9 protein-coding genes are annotated in these 11,806 nt (G+C 63.2%); 8 read left to right on the plus strand and 1 reads right to left on the minus strand.

What is annotated here, in order from left to right:
- The first annotated feature begins 432 nt into the window (after positions 1 to 432).
- Positions 433 to 1,806 (plus strand): MFS transporter, encoded by a 1,374-nt coding sequence (locus tag LU671_RS26810; protein ID WP_232857439.1) that lies wholly within the window; start codon positions 433 to 435, stop codon positions 1,804 to 1,806.
- 93 nt (positions 1,807 to 1,899) lie between these two features.
- A complete protein-coding gene (locus LU671_RS26815; protein ID WP_232857441.1) occupies positions 1,900 to 3,807 on the plus strand; it encodes a hypothetical protein in 1,908 nt (635 codons plus the stop codon).
- 60 nt (positions 3,808 to 3,867) lie between these two features.
- Here LU671_RS26815 and LU671_RS26820 read toward each other — a convergent pair whose 3' ends face one another.
- Entirely contained in the window at positions 3,868 to 4,779 is a 912-nt protein-coding gene (locus LU671_RS26820) for a LysR substrate-binding domain-containing protein (protein WP_203647171.1), read from the minus strand.
- Between the two features lie 94 nt (positions 4,780 to 4,873).
- Between LU671_RS26820 and LU671_RS26825 the strand changes: the two genes are divergently transcribed.
- The 6 genes from LU671_RS26825 to LU671_RS26850 form a co-directional block, all read left to right on the plus strand.
- On the plus strand, positions 4,874 to 5,965 hold the full coding sequence (locus LU671_RS26825; protein WP_232857447.1) for a tartrate dehydrogenase: 1,092 nt from the start codon (positions 4,874 to 4,876) through the stop codon (positions 5,963 to 5,965).
- A 264-nt stretch (positions 5,966 to 6,229) separates the two neighbouring features.
- Positions 6,230 to 7,828 (plus strand): BCCT family transporter, encoded by a 1,599-nt coding sequence (locus LU671_RS26830; protein WP_198744704.1) that lies wholly within the window; start codon positions 6,230 to 6,232, stop codon positions 7,826 to 7,828.
- 220 nt (positions 7,829 to 8,048) lie between these two features.
- Positions 8,049 to 9,170, plus strand: coding sequence for an aromatic ring-hydroxylating oxygenase subunit alpha (locus LU671_RS26835; protein WP_050706148.1), 1,122 nt, complete (start codon positions 8,049 to 8,051; stop codon positions 9,168 to 9,170).
- 57 nt (positions 9,171 to 9,227) lie between these two features.
- On the plus strand, positions 9,228 to 10,202 hold the full coding sequence (locus tag LU671_RS26840) for a PDR/VanB family oxidoreductase (RefSeq protein WP_232857449.1): 975 nt from the start codon (positions 9,228 to 9,230) through the stop codon (positions 10,200 to 10,202).
- A gap of 196 nt (positions 10,203 to 10,398) precedes the next feature.
- Complete coding sequence (locus tag LU671_RS26845) at positions 10,399 to 10,581, plus strand: hypothetical protein (RefSeq protein ID WP_203647173.1); 183 nt, start codon at positions 10,399 to 10,401, stop codon at positions 10,579 to 10,581.
- Positions 10,578 to 11,806: T6SS effector BTH_I2691 family protein (locus LU671_RS26850; RefSeq protein WP_332880098.1), on the plus strand; the 1,229-nt coding region annotated here is incomplete at its 3' end. The genes LU671_RS26845 and LU671_RS26850, both read left to right, overlap by 4 nt.

The raw sequence follows: 11,806 nt of genomic DNA on the forward strand, positions 1-11,806 counted from the left end.
GTGTTGCGTTGTTCCCTGTAGGAGCGGGCTTGCCCCGCGAAAGGGCCAGTCCCGACAGCATCTGTCTGGCACGATCGATTATTCGCAGGTAAAGTCGCCCCGGCAACGCACTTTGTACGAAACAGTTAGTTTTCGTTCGATTACCGAACAAAACCCGTTCCGGCGAATTGATTCACCCACCCCCGTGAACAACCATGAACACCAGTCGCAGGCCCCGCCGGCCCTTCTCGCTGCCACGCCGGTCGTTCGGCGGACCCTGCGCTGCAACGCCCAACGTCACCACATAATAAGTTCAAGAAAACGGGTACCGACCTATGCATACCTTGCTCGCCCTGCGATCCGCGCCGCCGCGTTCGTCTTCTCCCTACAGCCCCGTTGCCGTGCCCCGCGCGCGCTGACCATCCGGCCCCTGACAAGAACAACGGAGACAACATGGCCCGCTCAAGCTCCCAAGCCAAGAAAGCCACCGCCAGCGGATGGATCGGCTCTGCCCTCGAGTACTACGACTTCTTCATCTACGCCCAGGCCGCGGCGCTGATCTTCCCGCAGATCTTCTTCCCCTCCGCCGACCCGAAAATGGCCATCATCGCCTCGCTGGCCACCTACGGCGTGGGTTACCTGGCGCGCCCGATCGGCGCCTGCGTGCTCGGCCACTGGGGCGACACTCGCGGGCGCAAGAACGTGCTGCTGCTGTGCATGTTCCTGATGGGCCTGTCGACCATGGCCGTGGGCCTGCTGCCCACCTACCACGACATCGGCCTGCTGGCCCCGGCGCTGCTGGTGGTGCTGCGCCTGGTCCAGGGCTTCGCCGTGGCCGGCGAAATCTCCGGAGCCAGCTCGATGATCATGGAGCACTCGCCGTTCGGCCGCCGCGGCTACTACGCCAGCTACACCCTGCAAGGCGTGCAGGCCGGCCAGGTGATGGCGGCGGCAGTGTTCCTGCCGCTGGCCTACTTCATGCCCAGCGAGGCCTTCAACGAGTGGGGCTGGCGCATCCCGTTCCTGATGAGCGCGGTAGTGCTGATCGCCGGTTTCATCATCCGCAAGGAAGTGCACGAGACCCCGGCTTTCGTCCAGGAGGAGAAACAGGACAAGGTCGCCAAGTCGCCGATCAGCGAAGCCTTCCGCCACAGCTGGAAGCACATGGTGCTGGTGATGTTCATGGCGCTGATGAACGTGATTCCGGTGGTCGCCACCATCTTCGGCGCGGCCTACGCGGTGCAGCCGGCCTACGGCATCGGCTTCGACAAGAGCGTGTACCTGTGGATCCCGGTGGTGGGCAACATCGTCGCGGTGCTGGTGATCCCCTTCGTCGGCAACCTGTCCGATCGGATCGGCCGTCGCCCGACCATGATCGCCGGCTGCCTGGGCTCGGGCCTGCTGGCCTTCGCCTACCTGTACGCGATCAGCATCCAGAACGTGCCGCTGGCCTTTACCGCTTCGATCCTGATGTGGGGCATGGTCTACCAGGGCTACAACGCGGTGTTCCCAAGCTTCTACCCCGAGCTGTTCCACACCCGCTACCGCGTCTCGGCCATGGCCATCGCGCAGAACATCGGCACCATGATCACCGCCATGCTGCCGGCGCTGTTCGCCGCCGTGGCGCCACCGGGTTCGGAGCATATCTGGCTGGTGGTCGGCGGGCTGGCGTTCCTGGTCACCTGCGTGTGCGCGTTCGCCGCGTACCTGGCGCCGGAGACCCATCGACTGGCCATGGAAGACCTGGGCAACCCACAGGCGCGGCCGATGGATCGCGAGGTCTATGAATCCGGCCGCAAGGCCACCGCGAAAGTGATGAGCTACTGAGGGCCCGGCCAGTCACCTGACATTATTGCCAGGTGACTGGTATTTCACAAACTGCTCTGCTGTGGGCGAGGGTTAAACCACAGGAGCAATCCGATGAAAGTGCGCAATTGGAAAACAGCGTGGGCGGGGGTATTACTGGCGATGGTCACGGTAATTTCCGCGCAAGCGGCCACGCCACTGTTTACTGTAGAAACCGGGCAGGATACCGCCCAGTTGAAGAAGACCGCGACAGGTTACCTGGCCAGGTTGTTAGCTGAACCTGCCAACGTCGAGATCAAGCTGGTCAAGGTGGATGCGAAGTTGGTCAATCCACAGACTCAGGCTATCGCCGTCTCGACACCTGATGGCAAAACCGTAGAGTTCCACTTGCGCCCCTCCAAGCCCCTGGCCAGCGGATTTGACAGTTGGGTAGGTTACAAGGCCTCCGAGTGGAAGAAAAAACACGCCAGCCAAGCGAAGAACGAAATCGATTACGATCCGCGCTACTATCTTTCCCTTGTACGCCAACAGGACAAGGTCGTCGGTAGACTGATCGTCGATGGGCAGCTCTATCGTCTTGACTACATAGGCCCTGGCCAGCACGCACTGATCAAGGTGGATGAGTCGAAACTGCCTGCGGAAGCCAGGCCGTTACGGGACACAGACGCCACTGACAAGATCACCCCGTCCGACAACGCCAAACGGCCTGACTTCTACGAGATAAATGTGCTGCTGGTATCAACCAAGCCCGTTCGCGAGAGTAAGCCAAACTATAAGGAAGAATTGATTGGTGCCTTGCAGGATGCCAACCAGTACTTCGTCAATAGCAAGATCAAAGTCATCTATTACCTTGCCGCTATCTACGACTCCAACTACGAAGGCGACGGTAGTGACCTGAACGAGCTGAAAAGCAAGGACACCGAGCTGGGCAAGATGGTCTGGAAATACCGCGGCGCGCTGGGCGCACACCTGGTCTCGCTGTATGGCACCTTCACCGAGTCCTGTGGGGTCGCGTACAGCTGGTCGACCAAGGAGACCGCGTACAGCGCCATCAGTTGCCCTTCGTCACTGGCCCATGTACTTGGCCAGAACTATGGCGGCAGCGTTGGCTGGGACCCCGCGCCTACCAATCCACTCAACCATGGCTACAAACGCGAGACCGCCCCTGAGTTCCATACCCAGATGGTCACCGCCCACGGCGCCCTGCCCAACTTCTCCAACCCCAGGGTGGAATATCAGGGCAAGCCCATGGGTGACGCGCTGCATGACATGGCGCAGTTCATTGAGGACAAGAGGGCCGAGTATGTGAGCAGTTTCTACGGCCCGCTCAATGCACTCAGTCTGTCGCTATATGAACAACCGGACTCCCAGGGAAAGGAATGCTACCTTCAGATTCGTTCCGGGCAACCAGTGAATATTTCCAGCGCGTGCAATGAGCAACCTGTGCGGTCCTTCTGGCTGACCAATATCGGCATCGCACAGCGCCTTTGCCTCTATGACGGACCGGGAGAACGTCATGTGTGCTACACGAGAACCGCCGAAGGTGCAGATGATGTCGAGGTCAAGAATATTGACGACTCAAAAGATGTACCCGCAGGCTACATTCGTGAGCAGAAAGGCGGAGCACTGAATGGCGCCGTTGTAGATGCCCTGCATGGAGGTAATGCTGTCCTGCTGTTTGCTGAGAAAAACTTCAAAAGCCCGATGTGTGGCTTTAGCACTTCCTTTTCCGAATACCTGATCACTGAAGAAGTAGGCTGCCCTCACGACGCGGGCGGCAAGGCACGTTCAGCGCGAATCTTCTCGCATTCAGCAGGCAGCCCCCCCACTAGCTATTGGACGTTCTATAACGAAGACCGTAGCCGGACATTGAATTTCAAAGGTCAGCTATACGGTAAATTCGGGATAGCTGACTTCGATTCCCCCAACGGTATTCCAAACACTATCGAGAGGACTCAGACAGGCGGTGCCATGAACGGTAATGTTCACCGCTTCAGGTTCAATATTTCTCCACCCAATTAAACGGAGTTCGAACCTGCCAAGTCATTGAAGGCGGTGGGGTCGCTACACGGCTCCCTGCCTTCAATCAGGCAACCGATACCGCTCGGTAAAATACTGCCGAAAGAACTCCACCGCCACCCGCACCTTGGCCGAGCCGGCCAAGGGCGCGGTGTACACCGCCCAGATGTCCGCCGCCTGCTGGTAGTCCGGCAGCACCTGCACCAGCCGCCCCTCGGCGATGCTGTCGTGCACGTCCCACCACGAGCGCAGCAGGATACCCCGCCCGTCCAGGCACCACTGGTGCGCCACCTCGCCATGGTTGCTCGACAGCCCGCCGGTCACCCGCACGCTCTCCTCGCCCTGCGGCCCTTCCAGGTGCCATAGCCCGAACGGGTGGTCACGCTCCTTGATCACCAGGCAGTCATGGCTGGCCAGGTCCGCCAGCACCCGCGGCGTGCCATGCTCGGCCAGGTACGCAGGCGCCGCGCACAACACCCGACGGTTGCGCGCCAGGGGCTTGGCGATCAGGTGCGGGGCGATCACGTTACCCACGCGGATATCCAGGTCGACCCCTTCGGCGATCAAGTCCACCAGGCGGTCGTGCACATCCAGGCGGATGTCCAGGCGCGGATAGCGCGCCGCCAGTTCCGACAGCGCCGGCGCCACGAAGCGTCGGCCCAGGCCAAGGCTGCTGGCGATACGCAACTGCCCGACCGGCTCGCGCTGGCCGGCGTTGAGGTCGTCGCCCATGCGTTGCAGGGTCTCGAAGATCTGCTGCGCCCACTGGTACACCCGCTCGCCCTCCTCGCTCACCGTCACCCGCCGGGTGGTGCGGTGCAGCAGGCGCACGCCGAGGCTGTCCTCCAACAGGCGGATGCGCTTGCTGACGAACGCCGCCGACATGCCGCGCTCGTCGGCCACCGCGGCAAAGCTGGCGCGACGGGCCACCTGCAGGAAGATATCGAGGTCATCCAGGTTCGGCAGATTATTCACGATTCGTGCACCAAGAATTGATAGATTGCCGGATTATCTCCGAAGCACAGCCTTATAGCATGGCCGCATCTTCCCTGAACACGAGAGGCGCCCCATGACCAAGACCTTCAAGATCGCCGCCATCCCCGGTGACGGCATCGGCAACGAAGTCCTCCCCGAAGGCCTGCGCGTGGTCGAGGCCGCCGCCCGCAAGCACGGCCTGAACCTTGAGTTCGAGTTCTTCGAGTGGGCCAGCTGCGACTACTACCTGGCCCACGGCAAGATGATGCCCGACGACTGGTTCGACCAGCTCAAGGGCTTCGACGCCCTGTACTTCGGCGCCGTCGGCTGGCCGGACAAGGTCCCGGACCATATCTCGCTGTGGGGTTCGCTGCTGAAATTCCGCCGCGATTTCGACCAGTACGTGAACATCCGCCCGGTACGCCTGTTCCCCGGCGTGCCCTGCCCGCTGGCAAACAAGCAGCCCGGCGACATCGACTTCGTGGTGATCCGCGAGAACACCGAAGGTGAATATTCGTCCCTGGGCGGGCGCATGTTCGAAGGCACCGACAACGAGTTCGTGCTGCAGGAGTCGGTGTTCACCCGCCGTGGCGTGGACCGCATCCTCAAGTACGCCTTCGACGTGGCCCAGACCCGCGAGCGCAAGCACGTCACCTCGGCGACCAAGTCCAACGGCATGGCCGTGAGCATGCCCTACTGGGACGAGCGCACCGCCGCCATGGGCGCCCACTACCCCGAGATCAGCTGGGACAAGCAGCACATCGACATTCTCTGCGCCCGTTTCGTGCTGCAGCCGGAGCGCTTCGACGTGGTGGTGGCCTCCAACCTGTTCGGCGACATCCTCTCGGACCTCGGCCCGGCCTGCGCCGGCACCATCGGCATCGCGCCGTCGGCCAACCTCAACCCCGAGCGCAAGTTCCCGTCGCTGTTCGAGCCGGTGCACGGTTCGGCGCCGGACATCCATGGCCAGAACATTGCCAACCCGATCGCGATGATCTGGTCCGGCGCGCTGATGCTCGAGTTCCTCGGCCAGGCCGACAATGACGCCCGCTACCAGGCGGCCCATGACGACATCCTCAAGGCCATCGAGACAGTGATCGCCAACGGCGACACCACCCGCGACATGGGCGGCAGCCGCTCGACCCAGGAAGTGGGCAAGGCCATTGCAGAGCTGCTCGGGGCCTGAGTCGGCGGCGCTTGCTTCGCGGGTAAACCCGCTCCCACAGGATGGATGCAAACCCTGTGGGAGCGGGTTTACCCGCGAAAAGGGTGAAACCAACCATCCGGATTGTCCGACGATCCTATTGCCACCCACTTCGATTCAATGCAGAATCTGTAAACCAAAAGATACTTGTTATCCATCGGTTAACAGAAAGGAAAACCCAGCCTCGATACGGACTTCCCCAACGCCTGACGCCTACTACAAAAAAAATGCTCCAGGAGACAATTGATGTCCCCCAATAACAAAAAGATCGACGTGTTCCTGATCGCCGTGAGCCTGTTGGCCGTGCTGCTCACCGTGATCGGCCTTGCTGCCTTCCCGGCCCAGGCCGAAAGCCTGGCCAACCAGCTGTTCGAGGTGGCCACCCGCACCTTCGGCACCAGCGTCCAGGTCCTGGTGTTCGGCAGTTCCCTGGCCGTGCTGTACCTGGCCTTCAGCAAGTACGGCAACATCCGCCTGGGCGCCGGCAAGCCGGAGTATTCCACCACCACCTGGGTGTTCATGTTCATCTGCGCCGGCATGGGTTCCTCGACCCTGTACTGGGGCGTGATGGAGTGGGCCTACTACTACCAGACCCCGGGCCTGAACATCGCGCCGATGTCGGCCAAGGCCCTGGAGTACAGCGTTAGCTACTCGTTCTTCCACTGGGGCATCAGCGCCTGGTCGATCTACGCCCTGGCCTCGCTGGCCATGGCCTATCACTTCCATGTGCGCAAGAAGAGCGGCCTGAACCTGGCCTCGATCATCGAGGCGGTCACCGGTTTCAAGGCCACCGGCCCCGTCGGGCGCGCCGTCGACCTGATCTTCCTGCTGACCATGATGGGCGCGCTGACCGTGTCGCTGGCGCTCACCGCCTCGACCCTGACCCGTGGCCTTGCCGACCTGGCCGGCACCCCCAACACCTTCACCGTGCAACTGCTGGTGATCGGCGCGGTGGCGCTGCTGTTCTCGCTGAGTTCGTACATCGGCATCGACGGCGGCCTGCAGCGCCTGTCGAAGATGGTCTGCATCGGCGCCCTGGTATTCGCGGCCATTGTCCTGCTGGTCGGCCCGACCCAGTTCACCCTGAACAACACCGCCAACTCCATCGGCCTGATGCTGCAACATTACGTGCAGATGAGCCTGTTCACCGACCCGGCCGGCGATGGCGCCTTCACCCGCAACTGGACGGTGTTCTACTGGCTGTGGTGGGTGTCCTACGCGCCGGGCGTGGCCATGTTCGTCGCCCGCGTCTCGCGTGGCCGGCTGATCAAGGAAGTGGTGTTCGCCCTGCTGCTGGGCGGCAGCTTCGGTTGCTGGTTCTTCTTCGGCGCGCTGGAAAGCTACAGCATGCACCAGTTCATCAACGGCCAGATCGACGTGCCCAAGCTGCTCGGTACCCTCGGTGGCGAAGCGGCGGTGACCGATCTCTTGCTGGCCCTGCCATGGGGCACGCTGTTCCTCGCCGCGTACCTGTTCATCATGGCGGTATTCTGCGCCTCGCACATGGACGCCGCCGCCTACGCCGTGGCCGCCACCAGCACCCGCAACCTGCGCGAGGGCGAGGACCCGAGCCCGACCCTGCGCCTGTTCTGGTGCGTGGTACTGACCCTGGTGCCGCTGGCCATGCTGTTCGCCAAGGCCTCGCTGTCGACCATGAAGACCGCCGTGGTGCTCACCGCGATCCCGTTCATGGTGATCCTGCTGGTGAAGATCTACGGCTTCTTCAAGTGGCTGGCGGCCGACTACGGCCAGGTGCCGGCGTACCGCATCGAGGAAGAGGCCACCCGCCTGGCCGGCGAAGAGCCGCAGCAGCAGGCGCCGCGCAGCGCAGCGGCGGTGCACTGACCATGTAGGAGCGGCCTTGTGCCGCGAAAGGGGCGCGAAAGGGGCGCGAAGCGGCCCCCAGGATCTGGGGTCTACCTCGGATTTGCAGGGGCTGCTGCGCAGCCCTTTCGCGGCACAAGGCCGCTCCTACAGGAAGCAGCGTCACGCAGCAGTACAAAAAAATTTACCCAACTTGTTAACCAACAGATACGTGTTAACCAATAAGAACCGAGATAGAGCCATGAACGATTTCAAACGCCTGCCCGCCGACTTCTGCGCCAACCCCGAAGAGGCCTTCACCCTCCCGGCAAAGTTCTACACCCAGGCCGCCGTCTTCGAGCACGAGAAGGAAGCGATCTTCGCCCGCAGTTGGATCTGCGTCGGCCACCGCAGCGAAGTCGCCGAAAAAAACGCCTACATCACCCGCCAGGTGATCGGCGAAAGCATCATCGTCGTGCGTGGCCGCGACGACGTGCTGCGCGCGTTCTACAACGTCTGCCCGCACCGCGGCCACCAGCTGCTCGAAGGCAGCGGCAAGGCCAAGAACGTCATCACCTGCCCGTACCACGCCTGGACCTTCAAGCTCGACGGCGAACTGGCCCATGCGCGCAACTGCGAGAACGTGGCCAACTTCGACAAGGACAACTCCACCCTGGTGCAGCTGCGCGTCGAAGAGTACGCCGGCTTCATCTTCATCAACATGGACAACGACGCCGGTTCCGTCGAAGACCAGCTGCCCGGCATGCAAAAACGCATGCGCGAGGCCTGCGCGGTGATCGACGACCTGCACCTGGCCGCACGCTTCGTCAGCGACACCCCGGCCAACTGGAAGTCGATCGTCGACAACTACCTCGAGTGCTACCACTGCGCCCCGGCCCACCCCGGCTTCTCCGACTCGGTGGACGTCGGCCAGTACAGCCATAGCCTGCACGGCAACTGGACCTTGCAGTACGGCCTGGCCAAGCCGTCGGAGCAGTCGTTCAAGTTCGATGAAACGGTCAAGGATCCGTCCTTCGCCGGCTTCTGGGCCTGGCCGTGCACCATGTTCAACGTACCGCCAGGGGCCAACTTCATGACCGTGATCTACGAGTTCCCGGTCGATGCCGAAACCACCCTGCAGCACTACGACATCTACTTCCTCAACAAGGACCTCAGCGAGGAGCAGCACAAGCTGATCGACTGGTACCGCGAGGTGTTCCGTCCCGAGGACCTGCGCCTGGTCGAAAGCGTGCAGAAGGGCCTGAAGTCCCGCGGCTACCGCGGCCAGGGCCGGATCATGGTCGATTCGCAGCGCAGCGGCGTGAGCGAGCACGGCATCGCCCACTTCCACAACCTGATCGCCGTCGCCCACCTGGACGACTGAACACGCTCCCCGCCCCGCGCCAGGGCCTGGCGCGGGGCTTCGTTGTCGAGGTACGCCATGGCCAAGCAATACGAAATGTTCAAGGTGCGCGTGACCGACGTGGAACAGGCCACGCCGCAGATCAAGCGCTTCACCCTGGCCCGCGCCGACGGCGCCGCCCTGCCCGCCTTCAGCGGCGGCAGCCACGTCATCGTGCAGATGCAGTCGGCCTGCGGCAGCCAGTTCAGCAATGCCTACTCGCTGATGAGCGACCCGCGCCAGTTGCACAGCTACCAGATCGGCGTGCGCCTGGAGGAGCAGTCCAAGGGCGGTTCGGCGTTCATGCACCAGCAGGTCGAGGTGGGCAGCGAGCTGACCATTTCCACCCCCAACAACCTGTTCGCCCTCGACCCAAGCGCCGGGCGCCATGTGCTGATCGCCGGCGGCATCGGCATCACCCCGTTCCTGGCGCAGCTGCACGAGCTCGAAGGCGGCAGCACCCCCTACGAGCTGCACTACGCCTTCCGCGCCCCCGAGCACGGCGCCTTCCAGGGCGACCTGGCGCAAGGCCCGCATGCCGGCAACACCCGCTTCTATATCGACAGCCTGGAGCGCAAGCTCGACCTCGCCGCGCTGTGCGCGGGGCTGGCCGATGACGCCCATCTCTATGTGTGCGGGCCCAAGCCGCTGATCGACGCGGTGATCGCCAGCGCCGCCGCCGCCGGCATCGCCGAGTCCCGCGTGCATTGGGAACAGTTCGCCGCCGCCGCGCCGGCCGCAGGCTCGGCGTTCACCGTGGTACTGGCGCGCTCCGGCACCGAACTGGAAGTCGAGCAAGGCATGACCATTCTCCAGGCCATCGAGAAATCCAAGGCCGCCAAGGTCGAGTGCCTGTGCCGCGAAGGCGTGTGCGGCACCTGCGAGACGGCGATCCTCGAAGGCGAGGCCGAGCATTTCGACCAGTACCTGAGCGACGAGGAGAAAGCCTCGCAGCAGACCATGATGCTGTGCGTCTCGCGGGCGCGCTCGGCGCGGTTGGTGCTGGATCTCTGAACCTTGGCGGCGGATCGCCTGCCCGCGCGGATTCGCCGGTGAGATGTAACTGAATAGTGCCAATAAGCGCTGAAAAGGAAAATCAGAGAAACGTCCTACGCGGATTTGGGAAGCCCTGCTGACCACCCACAATCCGTTCCTCGCTAGTGTTTCAGGTCTGCGTAACGTCGCCCGTGGCTGGCTGCAACAGCCAGCCATGGGCCTGCACGACGGTACGGCCATTGCCAGCGAGGACCTTATGCGAAATTCCCCCGGAACACTTCAGCAGGTAATCAACAGCCCCGACGCGGCCCTCGGCCATCAGCTCGACAAACCGGCCATCCCGCACGACTGGTCCAAAGTTGTCGCCGCGCTGCCCCAGTCTCGGAGCTATCCATGACCCTCAGCCTCAGTCAATCCATCCTGGACGCACAACGCCAAGCCATCCCCGTCCCCAAGCCCCGCTGTTCCGCCTGCCAGCGTATAGGCCTGCCCATCCTCCTATTACGTACCGCCTACGCCCCCAGCCCCAAGACCCTGAGCACGCGCAACCTGCCCAACTACAACGGTATCGCCGGCATCCCCATGCACAACGAACAGTTGCGCATCCTGCGCCAGGGCTATGTCTACGTGCTGCTCGATCAACGGGTCTGGCACGCCTACCAGGTCACCCCCGAAGGGGCCCTGCGCCAGTTCCCAGCCTTCCAGCCTCCCCCGCAAGCCGGCAAGCCCTTGTCCACGGCCTGCCGGCAAGAACATCACGATGTCATCGCGTCGTTCATCAACATCAACACCCTGCTGTACTCGACCGCCTGGATCGCCTTCGCCAACGATCCCTGGCCCAAGCCCGTGCTGGACCAGTACAAGCACGCCATCGCGAACAACGACCCCGAGCTCACCAGCCGCTTCCAGGCTCTCGACCTGAAAGCGGCCCGCGAAGCGCCCGGCAGCGTGGGCCGGGCCATGCACGCAGACCGCCTGCAACTCGACGAGGTCCTGGAATACGCCGTGCCAAGCACCGGCCCCTTCACCAGCGTCCATGGCTTCTACCCTCGCCTCGAGCGCCTGGCGGCCACACGCACGTACATCGCTGCCCTGATACAACGCGAAGAGCTCGCCGATGGCGTGCTCGCGCTGACGGTGCCAGACCCCGTCGGCATGGTCCAGGAGTGCAACGCGCAACGCCTCGCCTGGGTCCAGGCCCTGCAGGCCTGGCGCGCCGAGCCGCAACGGCACTTCGAGCATTTCACCTCCCTGGCCCTGCTCGGCATTCGCGAGCTGAACGCCACGCTGGCCGCTGGCGAGGCCGCCGCCGAAGTCGAACGAGAAGCACGGGAGGTGGAGCGCTGGAACAGCAGCCCCCTGCTCGCCGCCAAGGCCCCCCTCCCCGCCGTGGATGTCGAGGCCCAGTTGCCGCGCCGGATCGAACGCAAGCAGCAGGAGGCACGGGAACGCTTCGAGGAACGCTACGACGAAGGTGAGCGCAGCGCCTTCGCCAGCGCCTACGAGACCGAACTGCACAACCGCCAACAGCTGATCGACCAGCTCGCCACCTTGTATGCCGAGCTCTACGCCGCCCCGGCGTTTCAACGCATCGCCTACAACGACTACAGCGCCATCGACTG

Origin of the sequence: Pseudomonas sp. NMI760_13 (assembly GCF_021283245.1) — a bacterium.
GTDB classification, from domain to species: domain Bacteria; phylum Pseudomonadota; class Gammaproteobacteria; order Pseudomonadales; family Pseudomonadaceae; genus Aquipseudomonas; species Aquipseudomonas peradeniyensis.